Here is a 14499-nt window from a genome sequence, read left to right on the forward strand (position 1 = left end):
CGGTCAGGGCGAGTCCGCGGGCGCCGACGTCTTGAGCGCGTCCTGTAGGAACACCTCCCGGCACTCCTCGGGCGTGCCCCACGCGGCGCGCAGCGCGCGGGCCTTGGTCAGCCACAGGGACAGGTCGTACTCGGCGGTGTAGCCGATCGCGCCGTGCAGTTGCAGCGCCGTACGGGCCGTCGTGTACGCCGCCTCGCAGGCCGTGAGCTTGGCGGCGGCCACGTCCGCCGGGCGCAGCGATATCGCCGCGCCGAACAGCAGCGGGCGCGCGAACTGCAGCGCCGTCGCGGAGTCGGCGAGGCGGTGCTTGACCGCCTGGAACGAGCCGACGGGGACGCCGAACTGGCTGCGCCGGCCGACATACGCGACCGTGCGGTCGAGCAGCGCGAGCCCGACCCCGAGGGCCTGGGCGGCGACGGCCAGCCGGGCCCAGGTGAGCGCGAGGGCGAACGGCGGGCCGGGATCGAGGAGTTCGCCGTCCGGCGCGAGCGGGGTCAGGCGGCGGGCGGGGTCGAGTGAACGGCGCACCGGGCCGGCGGAGGCCAGGCGCAGCCCGTCGGGGGTGCGGGCGAGGCGGACCGCGGCCGCGTCGCCGTCGAGGGCCGGTCCGTTCGGCACCGTCGTCGTCGCGAGGTCCGTACCCGCCAGGAGGCCGGGCAGGAACCGCTTCGCGAGCCGGGGTTCGGCAAGGAGCACGGCCGCCGCGACCGTCTCCGCCAGCGGGCCCGGCACCGCATGTCGCCCCAACTCCACGAAGGCCAGGGCCAGTTCCACCGGATGCCGCCCCAGGCCACCGTGCTCCTCCGGCACCGCCAGGCCGAACACCCCTGCCCGGGCGAGGCGGCGCCACAGCGCGCGCCCGCTCGCATGGTCGCCGCGGCTCCAGTCGCGGATCACCGCCGGGGTGTCCGCCGCCGTCAGCATCGCGTGCAGCGAGTCGGTGAAGGCACGCTGCTCGGCATCGGGCAGGAAGCGCATCAGCGGCGTCCCTTCGGCAGGCCGAGCAGCCGCTCGGCGACGATGTCCCGCTGGATCTCGTTGGTACCGGCGTAGATGGGCCCGGCGAGCGCGAACACGTACCCCTCGGACCAGTCGGAGTCGGCCGACTCGCCCTCGGCGTCCAGCAGATCGAGCGCCGTCTCGTGCAGCGCGAGGTCCAGCTCGGACCAGAACACCTTGTTCATGCTGGACTCGGGGCCGAGCCGCTCGCCCTCCAGGAAGCGGCATGCGGCCGCGTAGGTGAACAGCTGGTAGGCGCGGGCGCCGATCAGGGCGTCGGCCACGCGCGCGCGTGCGTGCTCGGGGCAGCCGCGCTCCCGCCACAGCTCGGCCAGCCGGCCGGCCGCGGCGAGGAAGCGGCCCGGGGAGCGCAGGGTGAGCCCGCGTTCGTTGCCCGCCGTGGACATCGCGATCCGCCAGCCCTGGCCGGGCTCGCCGATCACGTCCTCGTCCGGGACGAACACGTCGTCCAGGAACAGCTCCGCGAAGGCCGGTCTGCCGTCCAGGCGGCCGACGGGGCGGACGGTGACACCGGGTGCGCACAGGTCGAACATCAGGTAGGTGAGCCCCTGGTGGGGTTTCGGCGCGTCGGGGTGACTGCGGAACAGCCCGAAGGCCCGGTCCGCGAAGGCCGCCCGCGAAGACCAGGTCTTCTGCCCGCGCAAGCGCCAGCCGCCGTCCGTCCGCACCGCCCGGGAGGTGAGCGAGGCGAGGTCGGAGCCCGCCTCCGGCTCGGACCAGGCCTGCGCCCAGACGACCTCGCCGGTGGCCATCGGGGGCAGCACGCGCGCGCGTTGCTCCTGCGTGCCGTGGTCGAAGAGCGTCGGTGCGAGCAGGCTGACGCCGTTCTGCCCGACCCGGCCCGGCGCGCCCGCCGCCCAGTACTCCTCCTCGAAGACCAGCCAGCGCAGCAGACCGGCGTCCCGGCCGCCGTACCGCCGCGGCCAGGACACCACCGACCAGCGGTCCGCGGCCAGTTCGGCCTCCCAGGCGCGGTGTGCCGCGAAGCCCTCCGCCGTCTCCAGGGACGGCAGCGGCGTGCGCGGCACATGCGCCCGGAGCCAGGCGCGGGCCTCGGCGCGGAACTCCTCGTCGGCTTCGGAATGGGTCAGGTCCACGGCGGCTGCCCCTTTCTCCGGCGTCTTCCCTAACAAGTGTTTGGTAGGTTAGCGTGACCCTATGACAGGCGTCGAGAGCCCGGCCTACGTCGCCGGGCACGGACTGCTCCGGGGCCGCACCGCCGTCATCACCGCGGCGGCCGGCGCCGGCATCGGCGGGGCGACCGCGCACCGCTTCCTGGAAGAGGGCGCACGCGTACTGATCAGCGACGCGCACACGCGCCGGCTGAAGGAGTACGAGAGCGAGCTGAGCCGCAAGTTCCCGGGCCGGGTGGCGGCGGTGCCGTGCGACGTCACCGACGAGGCCCAGGTGCGGACCCTGTTCGAGACGGCCGCGGAGGCGCACGGCGGACTCGACATCGTCGTCAACAACGCGGGCCTGGGTGGCACTTCGGACCTCGTCGACATGACCGACGAGCAGTGGTCCCGGGTGCTGGACGTGACCCTGAACGGCACCTTCCGCTGCACGCGCGCCGCCCTGCGGTCCCTGCGCGAGACCGGCGGTGGGGTGATCGTCAACAACGCCTCCGTCGTCGGCTGGCGCGCCCAGGCCGGGCAGGCGCACTACGCCGCCGCCAAAGCCGGAGTGATGGCGCTGACCCGCTGCGCGGCGATCGAGGCCGCCGCCTACGGCGTCCGGGTCAACGCGGTCGCCCCCAGCCTCGCCATGCACCCCCACCTGGTGAAGGTCACCTCCGCCGAACTGCTGGAGGAACTCACCGGACGGGAGGCCTTCGGACGCTGGGCGCAACCCTGGGAGGTGGCCAACGTGATCGTGTTCCTGGCGTCCGGCTACTCCTCGTACCTGACCGGCGAGGTCGTCTCCGTCAGCAGCCAGCATGCCTAGACCCACCGGGCCCGGCGCCGGGACGGGGTCCGGTACCAGAATGGGTCCGTGCCGACCAAGAAGAAGCCCCAGGTGACCCCGGCAGCGGCCCGCCGCGGCGAACTCCTCACCACCGCCGCCGAGGTCTTCGCCGAGCACGGCTACAACGCCACCACCGTCCGCAAGATCGCCGACCACGCCGGGATGCTCGCGGGCAGCCTGTACTACCACTTCGACTCCAAGGAGTCGATGCTCGAGGAGATCCTGCGGACCTTCCTCGACGAGCTGTGGGACGGTTACGACACCGTCCTCGACTCCGCGCTCGGGCCCCGCGAGACACTGGAGGCCCTGGTCACCGAGTCCTTCCGGGAGATCGACCGGCACCGCGCGGCCGTCGCCATCTACCAGAAGGAGAGCCGGCAGCTCGTGGCCCAGGACCGGTTCGCGTTTCTCGCCGAGTCCCAGCGCCGGTTCGAGAAGGCCTGGCTGGCCACGCTGGAGCGCGGCGTGGCCGAGCACGTCTTCCGCGCCGACCTGGACGTCCGCCTCACCTACCGGTTCGTCCGCGACACCGTCTGGGTCGCCGCCTCCTGGTACCGGCCCGGCGGACACCACAGCCCGGAGGAGATCGCCCGCCAGTACCTGTCGATGGTGCTGGACGGGATCGCCGTACGCGAGTGACACCGTCTGCGTCACGCCCCTTTCCTGTGAGGGAGTTGTCATGGCCGAGGCCTACATCGTCGAAGCGGTCCGCACGCCCGTCGGGCGGCGCGGGGGAGGGCTCAGCGCGGTCCACCCGGCCGACCTGGGCGCACACGTGCTCACCGCGCTGGTGCGGCGGTCCGGGGTCGACCCGGCTGCCGTGGAGGACGTGGTCTTCGGCTGTCTGGACGCGGTGGGGCCGCAGGCCGGGGACATCGCCCGCACCTGCTGGCTGGCCGCGGGCCTGCCGGAGGAGGTGCCGGGCGTGACCGTCGACCGGCAGTGCGGCTCCTCCCAGCAGGCCGTGCACTTCGCCGCGCAGGCCGTGCTCTCCGGCACCCAGGACCTGGTGATCGCCGGCGGGGTGCAGAACATGTCCCAGATCCCCATCGCCTTCGCCTCCCGGCAGGCCGCCGCCCCCCTCGGCCTCACCGACGGTCCCTTCCTCGGCAGCCCCGGCTGGCGCGCCCGCTACGGCGACCAGCCCGTCAACCAGTTCGCCGGCGCCGAGATGATCGCCGCCAAGTGGGGCATCAGCCGCGAGGACCAGGAGGAGTTCGCCCTGCGCTCGCACCGGCGGGCCCTCCACGCCCTCGACACCGGCCGCTTCGAGCGCGAGACCGTCCCCCACGGCGAGGTCGCCGTGGACGAGGGCCCCCGCCGCGACACCTCCCTGGAGAAGATGGCCACGCTGAAACCCGTCCTCGACGGCGGCACCATCACCGCGGCCTGCTCCTCCCAGGTCTCCGACGGCGCCGCGGCCATGCTGCTCGCCTCCGAGCACGCCGTCCGCGAGCACGGGCTGCGCCCCCGCGCCCGCGTCCACCACCTCTCCGTGCGCGGCGAGGACCCGATCCGCATGCTCTCCGCGCCGATCCCGGCAACCGCCCACGCCCTGAAGAAGACCGGCCTCGCGCTGGACGCCATCGACCTCGTGGAGATCAACGAGGCCTTCGCGCCGGTCGTCCTGGCCTGGCTGAAGGAGACCGGCGCCGATCCCGCCAAGGTCAACGTCAACGGCGGCGCGATCGCCCTCGGCCACCCCCTCGGCGCGACCGGCGTCCGCCTGATGACGACCCTGCTCCACGAACTGGAACGCACCGGCGGCCGCTACGGCCTCCAGACCATGTGCGAGGGCGGCGGCCAGGCCAACGTGACGATCATCGAACGCCTGTGACCGCGGCGGCGAGAGAGCGGTCATGCCCCGTCGGCGGACGGAGTCCGGCGCAGGCCTCCGAAGCCTGGGAGGCCCCCGGGGCCGAGCAGTGCGAGGAGGCCGTCGGGGAGGGTGCCCATGTGCGAGGGCGGCGGCCAGGCCAACGTGACGATCATCGAACGCCTCTGAGTCCCGCCAGGTGGGCCAGCACCTCCTCCGCCTCCTTCGCGATCCGCTCCACCAGCTCCGCGCACGACGGCAGGTCGTCGATCACCCCGGCGACCTGCCCGGACGCCATCACCCCGAGATCCGTACGGCCGTCCACCATCGCGGATCTCAACAGCATCGGCGTGTTCGCCGCCAGCAGCACCTGGCTCCAGCTCAGCTCCTTTCCGTGCTTCATGGCCAGGCCGTCCCGCACCATCGCCCGCCAGCTGAGCCCCGACAGCCGCCGGAAGCCGGCCGCCTTCCGCAGCGCGTGGGCCAGGGCCCGGATCCGGCCCGACCGCTCCAGCGCGACCACCAGGTCCGTGCGCAGCATCCGGTGCGGCAGGCCGTCCACCGCCCGGGTGACCGTGATGTCCCGGACCGTCGCGGCGAGATAGCGGGCCTTCACCGCGTCCGGCACCGTCGAATCGGAGGTGAGCAGGAACCGCGTGCCCATCGCCACCCCGGCCGCCCCGTACGACAGCGCCGCCACCAGGCCCCGCCCGTCGAAGAAGCCGCCCGCCGCCACCACCGGTATGTCCACCGCGTCCACGACCTGCGGCAGCAGCACGCTCGTCGCCACCTCGCCGGTGTGCCCGCCGCCCTCGCCGCCCTGCACGATCACCGCGTCCGCACCCCACGCAGCGACCTTCTCCGCATGCCGCCGCGCCCCGACGGACGGGATGACGACCACGCCTGCCTCCTTCAGCCGGGCGATCAGCCCGGCCGAGGGTGCCAGGGCGAAGGAGGCCACCCGGACACCCTCCGCCAGCATGATCTCCACCCGGTCGGCCGCGTCGCCCGCGTCGGCCCGCAGATTCACGCCGAACGGCGCGTCGGTGCGCGACCTCACCTCCCGTATCGCATCCCGTAGGTGACCGGGCGTCATCGTGGCCGAGGCCAGGATGCCGAGCGCGCCGGCGTTCGCCGCCGCCGAGACCAGCCGGGGGCCGGCCACCCAGCCCATCCCGGTCTGCACGACCGGATGCCGTATGCCGACCAGCCGGGTCAGTGCGGTCTCCATCCGCCCCTCACCCCCTCGCCGCCTCGGGCACCTCACGCATCCGCGCTCCGGCGGGGTCCAGCACCTCGCGGATCAGCCGCAGTTCCGCCTCCTCCGGCTCCCGGGTGCGGGACACCTCGTCCGGCACGGTGAGCGCGAAACCCGTCGCCTCCCGCACCTGCTCCACGCTCACCCCGGGATGCAGCGAGGCCAGCCGCATGGAGTGGTCGGGGGTGGCGAAGTCGAAGGCGCCGAGGTCGGACACCACCCGCCCGAGGGCGTGGAAGCGAGCGGCGCCGCCCAGCCCGGCCGCCCGGTCGTACCCCACTCCGCACACCACGTCCACCTGCTCCACGAACACCCGGCGGGAGTGTCTCGGGATCCAGTAACTCGTCGGATTGTTGAGTGTGTTGAGCGGCGCACCGCGCATCCCGAGCAGCTGGCGGCGGGGGTGTGACCAGTCGCCGATGCAGGAGATGTTCTGGTTGCCGTACCGGTCGATCTGGCTCGCGCCCATCATCACGTGCCGGCGCCCGCCCGCCACCAGCTCCAGATGCTGCCGGTACGGCAACCAGCCCTCGGGCGTGCCGTCCGGGCCGACCAGCAGGGCCTCGCCGTCGGTCAGCAGCAGGTCCGGCGCGAAGGTGAGCCGGGCCAGCCGCGCCCCCAGAGAGGGGATCAGACCCATCGGGCTCGCCAGGATCTCTCCGGCCCCGCGCCAGGCCTCGGCGCAGGCGATCACGCAGTACTCGGCGCGGGTGGGCGGGGGAAGGGGGGCCCGTGCGCCCGCAGTCCCCGGTGCGTGCGTTTCCGATGTGTTCATCCCTGGTGTGTTCGTCTCGGATGTGCTCATCGCGCCTGCTCCTTCCGCCACTTCCGCACCGCCGCCCGGTAGGCCTCCTCGTCCGGGCCGAGGAACCGCTCGGCGAACTCCGGCCAGGGCGTGGTGGCATAGAGCCGCTGGAACTCCTCGTCCCTGTCGTAGTCCGGCGCGCAGGATGTGAAGTGCGCGCCGTTCGGCGCCTCCACCACGCCGGTCACGGCGAGGCGCTTGAGCAGCAGCGACTGTGGAGGCGCCGCCTTGGTCAGCTCGGCTGTGTCCACGATCTGTTCGCAGGAGACGTAGGCCGCGTCCGCCGCCGCGCAGAACAGGTCGTCGAAGTAGGGATCAGGGCCCAGGTACTGCCCGTTGCCCAGCCGGTCGGCGCGGCTCATGTGGATGAGGGCCGCGTCCATCCGCAGGGCGGGCATCGCCACCAGCGTCTCCGCGTCCTCGTACGGCGACGTGACCGTCTTCAGGTGCGGGTTGATCCGCATGACGTCCGAGCCGAGGCCCGCCCGCACCGGCAGGAAGGGCAGCCGGTGCGCCGCCGCGCGCAGGCCCGACAGGAACATTCCCTCGTCGACCTCCGTCAGCTCGAACCCCGCCCGCTCGCGCGCCGCCCGGTAGTGCGGTTCGAGCGGGATCGAGTCGAGGGTGACGAAAGCGGTGACCAGTTTGCGGACCCGGCCGGCCGCGGCCAGCATCCCGACGTCCGGGCCGCCGTACGACACGACCGTCAGGTCCGTGATGTCCGTGCGTAGCAGGGCTCTGACCAGCGTCATCGGCTTGCGCCTCGATCCCCAGCCGCCGATGCCGAGGGTCATCCCGCTCTGCAGCCGGGAGACCACCTCGTCGGCGCTCATCGTCTTGTCGCCCACCTATGCGCCCTCCTTCCCTGACGTGTCGCTCCTCGCTGTCGCGCCACCGTTTCCGGCCGCGACGCCGTCTTCGGCCGCACCGCCCCTGCCGGCCGTGCCGCTCCCGTCGGCCGCGCCCCCGCTCTCGGCCGCGCCGCCCCTGCCGGCTGTACTGCCGCTGGCGCCCCCGCCGCTCTCGTCGGCGGAGTCGCCCCGGTCGGCCGTGCTGCTCCGGTCGGCCGTGCCGCCCCTGCCGACCCCGCCGCGCCCCTCGCCCGTTCCGAACGTGTCGCGGACCCGGTCGGCCAGTCCGCTGAGGTTGGCCTCGAAGGTGAAACCCTGCTCGAAGCGGTAGCTGCGGCGGACGTCGACCGGGTCGATGCCGTTGATCGCGGCCTTCGCCATGCGCAGCAGCCGGCCGTCCTTCGTGGCGATCTCGCGCGCCAGCGCCAGTGCCGCCTCCCGCAGTTCCGGCCGTGGCACCACCCGCCACACCGAGCCGTGCCGGTGCAGTTCGTCGGCGCTCGCCGTGCGCCCCGTGTAGTACAGGACGCGCATCAGGTGCTGCGGGACCAGCCGGGCCAGATGGGTCGCGGCGCCCAGCGCGCCCCGGTCCAGCTCGGGCAGTCCGAAGACGGCGTCCTCGCTCGCCACGATCGCGTCAGCGTTGCCCACCAGGCCTATGCCGCCGCCCAGACAGAAGCCCTGCACCGCCGCGACCACCGGGACCGCGCACTCGTACACCGCCGCGAAGGCCTCGGCGCAGCCGTGGTTGGCGCCGATCAGGGCCTCCTGGCCGGCTGCCTGTATCTCCTTGATGTCCACGCCCGCGTTGAACCCCCGGCCCTCGGCGGCCAGCACGACACAGCGGACGTCCGCGTCGAGGCCGGATTCGCGCACGGCCGCGGCCAGCTCGGACCAGCCGCGCACCGGCAGCGCGTTCACCGGCGGGAAGTCGACCGTGACGACGGAAATCCCTTTTTCCGGGGACGAACGGGAGACACCCATGGCCGCATCAGCTACCTTTCCACCAAACATTTGTTAGGTGCGATGGCTCCGAAGCTAGCAGCCTGCGCGGACAAGCGGGAGGCCCTGTGGATAACTCGACGGTGCGCCCTTGGGGCGACGCGTCGCGCGCCGCCACCGTGGTGGTCACCGGCGGCACCCGCGGCGTCGGTGCCGGGATAGCGAGGGCCTTTGCCGAGGCCGGAGCCCGTGTCCTGGCCTGTGCCCGCCGTCCGCCGGAACTCCCTGTCGAGGGTGTCGAGTTCGCCCCTCTCGACCTGCGTGATCCGGCTGCCGTGCGGGACTTCTTCGCCGGTCTGCCCCGGCTGGACGTGCTCGTCAACAACGCCGGAGGCACCCCGTACCGGCTGCTGGCCGACGCCGACGCCGAGCGGCACGCCAGGGTCGTCGAGCTGAATCTGATCGCCCCGCTGACCGCGTCCCTCGCCGCGTACGAGCACCTGCGGCGCAGCCGGGGCTCGGTCGTGATGGTCGGCAGCGTCAGCGGCACCCGGCCCTCGCCCGGCTCGGCCGCGTACGGCGCTGCCAAGGCGGGTCTGGCGAACCTGGCCGCGTCCATGGCCGTGGAGTGGGCGCCCGAGGTCCGCGTCAACACGCTCGTGGTCGGCATGGTCCGCACCGAACTGGCACATCTGCACTACGGCGGCCCGGACGGCGTCGCCGCCGTCTCCCGCACCGTCCCGCTCGGCCGGCTCGCCGTCCCCGCCGACGTCGGCGGCGCGGCGGTCTTCCTCGCCTCCGGCGCGGCCGCCTACATCAGTGGGGCGTGCCTGCACGTGCACGGCGGCGGGGAGCGGCCCGCCTTCCTCGACGCCACAACAGCCAACCGTCAACCGGGAGATGTGAGATGAGCGCACTCTGCGACGACCGGGTCGTCGTCGTCACCGGCGCCGGCCGCGGTCTCGGCCGCGCGCACGCCCTCGCCTTCGCGGCCGAGGGGGCTCGGGTGGTCGTCAACGATCTGGGCGTCGGGCTGGACGGAGCCCGCGACGCGAAGAGCCCGGCCGAGACCGTCGTCGCGGAGATCCGGGCCGCCGGCGGCGAGGCGGTGGCGCACGGCGGCGACATCGCCACGGCCGAGGGCGCCGCGTCCCTGGTCCGGACGGCGCTGGAGGCGTACGGCCGGCTCGACACGCTCGTCAGCAACGCCGGGTTCCTGCGCGACCGGATGCTGGTCAATCTCGACGAGGACGACTGGGACGCCGTGATCCGCGTCCACCTCAAGGGGCACTTCCTGCCGCTGAAGCACGCGGCCGCGCTCTGGCGGGCCGAGGCCAAGGCCGGGCGCACGCCGGTGGCCCGGGTCGTCCACACCAGCAGCGGCGCCGGCCTGCTGGGCTCGGTCGGGCAGGGCAACTACAGCGCGGCCAAGGCCGGGATCGTCGGCCTGACCCTGGTCGCGGCGGCCGAGCTGGCCCGCTACGGCGTCCAGGTCAACGCCGTCGCGCCCGCCGCCCGCACCCGTATGACGGAGCGCACCTTCGCGGAGACGATGGCGGCTCCGGAGACCGGTTTCGACGTCATGGCGCCGGGGAACGTCTCCCCGCTCGTGGTCTGGCTGGGCTCGGCCGCGAGCGAGGGCGTGACGGGCCGGGTGTTCGAGGCGGAGGGCGGCCGGATCACGGTCATGGAGGGCTGGCGGCCGGGACCCACCGCCGACAAGGGAGCCCGCCGGACCCCGGCCGAGGCGGGCGAGACGGCGCGCGAACTCCTGGCGGCGGCGCAGGAACCGGGGCCGGTGTACGGCGCCTGAACCCCTCGGGGCTCCGGCCCGCCGGAGGGGCAGCGGGTGCAGGGGGCGGTCGGGTGGGCAGGCCGGTGAAAGGGGCTAGGGGGCGTCCTCGGATCAGGCCGGCCGTGAGGAACGGCGCCTGCCGCCCGACCCGAGCGGGGTCATGGGGTCCCCCCGCTGGGGCCCCTCCCGCTCAAACGGAGCCGAGCGTGGGGGAGAAGCCGAGCGTGAGGGAGAGGCCGAGCGTGGGGGAGTCTGCGATCGACGACAACGCGGCCGGGGGGTGCCCCCTCTGGGGGAGTACGTGCCAGGGCCCGCGACGTCGGCCTGATCCAGACGACACCCCCTAGGTGTCGCACTCCAGCACCGTCCTGCACAGCCCGCACCGCGCGCGGACGCGCCCCTTCACCGGCACCCGGATCCGCTGGTGGCAGGTGGGGCAGGAGAAGCTGACGCGGAGGTGGCCGGCGGGGTCGGGGGTGAAGGCGTAGGAGGCGCCCGGCGCGGTGGAGGGCGCGTGCCGGCGGTCGTGGGCGTAGCGGCGCCGGCCCGCCCAGCCCGCGCCGGTCAGCGGTGGCTGCTGCTCGTCCCGGCGGGCCTGGACCATGCCCTTGGTGTAGGCGGTGTAGGCCTGCGGGCTGGTGAACCACACCGACGGGTCCTCCTGGAACAGCAGCGCCCGCTTGGCCAGGACGTAGCCGAACTCCTCGGGTGTGAGATAGCCGAGCTTCTGCGAGGAGACCGCGTCCTCCCGGAAGGCGTCCAGCAGCAGCCAGCCCGCGCCCAGGTAGGTCGTCACCGTGTCCGTGAGGATCTCGTTCTCCGCCGTGGTCGGGAAGGAGAGGTCCAGGCGGTGCAGATAGACGTGCGCGACCTCGTGCGCGAGGGCGGCGCCGATGTCCCGGCGGTGCGTGCGGAAACGGTCGTTCAGCTCGACGAAGTACTCGGGGCCCGCCGCCAGTTCGACGTTCGCCGCGTGGGTCATCTCGCGGAAGCCGACGATCAGCCGCGCGTCCGGCAGCCGGAAGTGCCGCACGATCTCGCGGGCCACGCGTTGCGCGCCCAGGTGCAGGTCGTCGGTGTCGCAGAAGGCCACGTCGGCGGGGGCCAGACTGGTCGAGAACGTCTGGACGGTGTCGTAGGACAGCCGTTTGTAGAGCGCGTTGACCGCGGCCCGCACCGTCTCCAGATGCGGGTAGCCGTGCTCGACGGGTCCGCCGTTCGCCACGTCCGCACCCCCAATGACGCCGGAACTCCTCTCCACTCTAGGCGCGGCGGGCCGCCGGTCACACGGGGAACAGCCGGGGCGCCCTTCGGTCCGGGGCGTTCTCCTCCAGTTCCAGCACCCACAGCTCGTTGTCGCCCTCCCGCAGCACCGGGCCGGGGACGTACAGGGACCGCTGGGGGCCCGCCGACCAGTAGCGGCCGAGACCGAAGCCGTTGATCCAGACGAAGCCGCGCGTCCAGCCGGGCAGCTCCAGCCGGGCGTCCCCGGCCCCGTGCACGCCGAGCGTGCCCCGGTACAGCCCCGGGGCGCCGTCCTGCGGCAGCGGGCCGAACGGCACCGCGTCCACGCCGGCGTCGAAGGCGTCCAGATCCAGCCCACGCGCGCGTACCCCGTGCAGGAACTGCCGCTCGTGCAGGATGCCGCCGGTGACGCCCTTCGCCTCGCCGAGCCGGGGACCGTAGTTCACCCGGCCCAGGGACTCCGCCCACAGCTCCACGCGCGCGGGGCCCGCGACGGGCTCCTTCAGGGCCGGCTCCTCCTCGGTGAGCACTCCGGCCCGCACCCCGTCGACGTACACCGCCGCCAGGTCCCGCAGCCCGCGCACGCTCAGCGGGTACGGCTGCCGCGGCCCCGGCACGTCCACCGCGTACCGCACCAGGCCCCGGGTGACCCCCAGCTCCTCGAAGGACGGCGGCACGGGCGTCGCGCGCTCCTCGCCGCCCAGCGTCTCCAGTACGGCGTCCAGCCCCGCCCAGCCGGTGAGTGACGCCTCGGCCGGTGTCTCCAACACGTCCGGCCGCGGCGGAAGTTCCGGCAGCGGGCCGGAGCCGTACGCGGCGAGGATCTCGCGGAAGCGCCAGAACTTCTCGGTGGGGCGGCCCTGTTCGTCGACCGGGGCGTCGTAGTCGTACGACGTCACGTCCGGCGCCAGCGGGCCCTCGTGCAGCTCGCCGCCCCGGTTGGCGCCGGCCCAGCCCCCGAAGCTCGTGCCGCCGTGCGCCATGTACAGGTTCACCGAGGCCCCCGCGTCGAGGATCTCCCGCAGCGCCTCCGCGGCCTCGTCGGGGTCGCGTACGACGTGTTCGCCGGACCAGTGGTCGAACCAGCCGCACCAGAACTCCATGCACATCAGCGGGCCCTCGGGGCGGTGGCGGCGCAGTGCCTCGAAGCCCACGCGTGCGTGCGATCCGAAGTTCACCGTGGCGAGCACCCCGGGCAGCGAACCCCCGGTCAGCATGTGGTCCTCGGGGCCGTCCGAGGTGCACAGCGGGACCGTGACCCCTTCCGCGCGCAGCAGCCCGGCCAGCTCGCCCAGATGGCCGGTGTCACTGCCGTAGCTGCCGTACTCGTTCTCGACCTGCACCATGAGCACCGGGCCGCCGCGGTCCAGCTGCCGGGGCACGATCTCGGGCAGCAGACGGCGGAACCACGCGCGTACATGCGACAGATACCGTTCGTCGCGGGTACGCGCGCGCGTGCCCACCTCGTGCGTCAGCCACGCCGGCAGGCCGCCGTTCTCCCACTCGGCGCAGATGTAGGGGCCGGGCCGCACGATCGCCCACAGGCCCTCCTCCCGGGCCGCGTCGAGGAACCGGCCGAGTGCCTGTACGTCCCGGAACGTGCCGGGGCGCGGCTGGTGCAGATTCCACGGGACGTACGTCTCCACGGAGTTCAGGCCCATCGCCCGCAGCATCGCCAGCCGGTGCCGCCACTGCGCCTCGTGCACCCGGAAGTAGTGCAGGGCCCCGGACAGCAGCCGCACCGGTCGCCCGTCCAGCAGGAAATCGCTTTCCCCCACCGTGAACTCGCTCATGTCGCCCAGCCTCGCCCCTGGCGGAGCGCCATGCCATGGACGAAGATCAGCGGTGCTTGGACAAAACGCCGCTCGGCGGGAATCCGTGGTGGCCGATGCCGGGAGGAGCGCCGATGTACCAGACCTGGATGCGGTTCTTCAGCCCCGCTCCCGCTCACCACCGTCTCGGCCTGGTCTGTCTCGGCGTCGGCCTCCAGCACGGCGCGCTGCCCACGGTCGGCCCGCGCACCCTCGACCACCACGTGGCCGTCGTGATCAGTTCGGGCGGCGGCTGGTACCGGGCTGCGGACGGCCGCCGTACGGCCGTCACCGCGCCCGCGCTGCTCTGGCTGACGCCCGGCGTGCCCCACCACTACGCGCCCGACCCGGGCACCGGCTGGGACGAGGGCTTCGTCGACTTCGCAGGGCCCGCCGCCGTGACGTACACCGAGCTCGGCTACATAGAGCCGGACCGGCCCGTCGTGCCGCTCTCGGACGCCTCCGGGCCCCGTGCGGTGGTCGCCCGCATCGTGCGCGCCGCCCGCCGGGGCAACCCCCTGCTGGAGGTGGAGACCGGCGCCGCCGTGCACGAACTCCTCGTCGCCCTGCGCCGGGCCCGTGCCGACCTCGCCCCGGACGGCGACCAGGTGCTGGAGGCCCTCGCCCGGGACGCCTGCACCCCGATGAGCGTCGCCGACCACGCACGCGTGCACGGCATGACCCCCGCCGAGCTGCGCGGCGCCGTCCGCCGGGCCGCCGGGTGCAGCCCCAAGGACTACCTGCTCGGCATCCGCCTCGCCCGCGCCAAGGAACTCCTCGCCGCCACCGAGCTGCCCGTCGCGGCCGTCGCACGCCGCGTGGGCTACGACGACCCCGCCTACTTCTCCCGGCTCTTCACGCGCCGTGCTGGCCTCGCCCCGGTCCGCTTCCGCGCCCAGCAGGGCCGTGTCGTCCCCGGCGGCTGGAGCGACCGGGTGCCGGACCCCGCCGATCCCCCGATGATCCACTCTCCGGACACCCCGTAGACGTG

At 73.7% G+C, this 14499-nt stretch carries 13 protein-coding genes and 1 pseudogene; 6 read left to right on the forward strand and 8 right to left on the reverse strand.

The features are described 5' to 3' along the window. Positions 1-3 precede the first annotated feature (3 nt). Both BIV25_RS29360 and BIV25_RS29365 read right to left on the reverse strand, forming a co-directional pair. Positions 4-978, reverse strand: coding sequence for an acyl-CoA dehydrogenase family protein (locus BIV25_RS29360; RefSeq protein WP_071375469.1), 975 nt, complete (start codon positions 976-978; stop codon positions 4-6). Further along, positions 978-2117, reverse strand: coding sequence for an acyl-CoA dehydrogenase family protein (locus BIV25_RS29365; protein ID WP_071375470.1), 1140 nt, complete (start codon positions 2115-2117; stop codon positions 978-980). Before BIV25_RS29365 ends, BIV25_RS29360 begins: the two co-directional genes overlap by 1 nt. 61 nt (positions 2118-2178) lie before the next feature. Here BIV25_RS29365 and BIV25_RS29370 point away from each other — a divergent pair, with 61 nt between their 5' ends. The 3 genes from BIV25_RS29370 to BIV25_RS29380 are packed head-to-tail and all read left to right on the forward strand — an operon-like array spanning position 2179 to position 4822. Continuing rightward, positions 2179-2964: an SDR family oxidoreductase gene (locus BIV25_RS29370; protein WP_071375471.1), complete on the forward strand. Its 786-nt coding sequence runs from the start codon at positions 2179-2181 to the stop codon at positions 2962-2964. A 48-nt stretch (positions 2965-3012) separates the two neighbouring features. Then, positions 3013-3624, forward strand: coding sequence for a TetR/AcrR family transcriptional regulator (locus tag BIV25_RS29375; protein WP_071375472.1), 612 nt, complete (start codon positions 3013-3015; stop codon positions 3622-3624). A 40-nt stretch (positions 3625-3664) separates the two neighbouring features. Further along, on the forward strand, positions 3665-4822 hold the full coding sequence (locus BIV25_RS29380) for an acetyl-CoA C-acetyltransferase (protein WP_071375473.1): 1158 nt from the start codon (positions 3665-3667) through the stop codon (positions 4820-4822). 151 nt (positions 4823-4973) lie between these two features. Here BIV25_RS29380 and BIV25_RS29385 read toward each other — a convergent pair whose 3' ends face one another. The 4 genes and pseudogenes from BIV25_RS29385 to BIV25_RS29400 all read right to left on the reverse strand — a co-directional run. Further along, on the reverse strand, positions 4974-6032 hold the full coding sequence (locus tag BIV25_RS29385) for a nitronate monooxygenase family protein (RefSeq protein WP_071375474.1): 1059 nt from the start codon (positions 6030-6032) through the stop codon (positions 4974-4976). A gap of 7 nt (positions 6033-6039) precedes the next feature. Beyond that, on the reverse strand, positions 6040-6834 hold the full coding sequence (locus tag BIV25_RS29390) for a CoA-transferase (protein ID WP_107486389.1): 795 nt from the start codon (positions 6832-6834) through the stop codon (positions 6040-6042). 26 nt (positions 6835-6860) lie between these two features. Next, positions 6861-7712, reverse strand: coding sequence for a CoA transferase subunit A (locus BIV25_RS29395; RefSeq protein ID WP_071375476.1), 852 nt, complete (start codon positions 7710-7712; stop codon positions 6861-6863). Positions 7713-7964: 252 nt separating this feature from the next. Beyond that, positions 7965-8699: pseudogene (locus tag BIV25_RS29400) on the reverse strand (enoyl-CoA hydratase family protein); the annotation flags it as partial. Between the two features lie 86 nt (positions 8700-8785). Between BIV25_RS29400 and BIV25_RS29405 the strand changes: the two are divergent. Together BIV25_RS29405 and BIV25_RS29410 are read left to right on the forward strand one after the other, a co-directional pair. Next, the gene (locus BIV25_RS29405; RefSeq protein ID WP_256256191.1) at positions 8786-9568 is read left to right on the forward strand and encodes an SDR family oxidoreductase; all 783 of its coding nucleotides are present in this window, start codon (positions 8786-8788) and stop codon (positions 9566-9568) included. Continuing rightward, on the forward strand, positions 9565-10470 hold the full coding sequence (locus tag BIV25_RS29410; protein ID WP_071375477.1) for an SDR family oxidoreductase: 906 nt from the start codon (positions 9565-9567) through the stop codon (positions 10468-10470). Before BIV25_RS29405 ends, BIV25_RS29410 begins: the two co-directional genes overlap by 4 nt. A gap of 325 nt (positions 10471-10795) precedes the next feature. Here the strand turns inward: BIV25_RS29410 and BIV25_RS29415 are convergent, their stop codons facing one another. Both BIV25_RS29415 and BIV25_RS29420 read right to left on the reverse strand, forming a co-directional pair. After that, positions 10796-11677, reverse strand: coding sequence for a hypothetical protein (locus tag BIV25_RS29415; protein ID WP_071375478.1), 882 nt, complete (start codon positions 11675-11677; stop codon positions 10796-10798). Between the two features lie 58 nt (positions 11678-11735). Further along, positions 11736-13490, reverse strand: a complete 1755-nt coding sequence (locus BIV25_RS29420; protein WP_071375479.1) for a beta-galactosidase family protein — start codon at positions 13488-13490, stop codon at positions 11736-11738. Between the two features lie 113 nt (positions 13491-13603). On the opposite strand from BIV25_RS29420, the gene BIV25_RS29425 reads away from it, so the two are divergent. After that, positions 13604-14494 carry an AraC family transcriptional regulator gene (locus BIV25_RS29425; protein WP_071375480.1) on the forward strand — a complete coding sequence of 297 codons (891 nt, stop codon included), beginning with the start codon at positions 13604-13606 and terminating at the stop codon, positions 14492-14494. Positions 14495-14499 lie beyond the last annotated feature (5 nt).

Origin of the sequence: Streptomyces sp. MUSC 14 (assembly GCF_001866675.1) — a bacterium.
Classification (GTDB): Bacteria; Actinomycetota; Actinomycetes; order Streptomycetales; family Streptomycetaceae; genus Streptomyces.

Excerpts from the sequence above, each read along its gene's own strand:
- BIV25_RS29370 (WP_071375471.1), top strand. The coding sequence starts at position 2,179 with ATGACAGGCGTCGAGAGCCCGGCCTACGTCGCCGGGCACGGACTGCTC.
- BIV25_RS29390 (WP_107486389.1), bottom strand. The coding sequence starts at position 6,834 with ATGAACACATCGGAAACGCACGCACCGGGGACTGCGGGCGCACGGGCC.
- BIV25_RS29420 (WP_071375479.1), bottom strand. The coding sequence starts at position 13,490 with ATGAGCGAGTTCACGGTGGGGGAAAGCGATTTCCTGCTGGACGGGCGA.
- BIV25_RS29410 (WP_071375477.1), top strand. The coding sequence starts at position 9,565 with ATGAGCGCACTCTGCGACGACCGGGTCGTCGTCGTCACCGGCGCCGGC.
- BIV25_RS29360 (WP_071375469.1), bottom strand. The coding sequence starts at position 978 with ATGCGCTTCCTGCCCGATGCCGAGCAGCGTGCCTTCACCGACTCGCTG.
- BIV25_RS29385 (WP_071375474.1), bottom strand. The coding sequence starts at position 6,032 with ATGGAGACCGCACTGACCCGGCTGGTCGGCATACGGCATCCGGTCGTG.
- BIV25_RS29380 (WP_071375473.1), top strand. The coding sequence starts at position 3,665 with ATGGCCGAGGCCTACATCGTCGAAGCGGTCCGCACGCCCGTCGGGCGG.
- BIV25_RS29425 (WP_071375480.1), top strand. The coding sequence starts at position 13,604 with ATGTACCAGACCTGGATGCGGTTCTTCAGCCCCGCTCCCGCTCACCAC.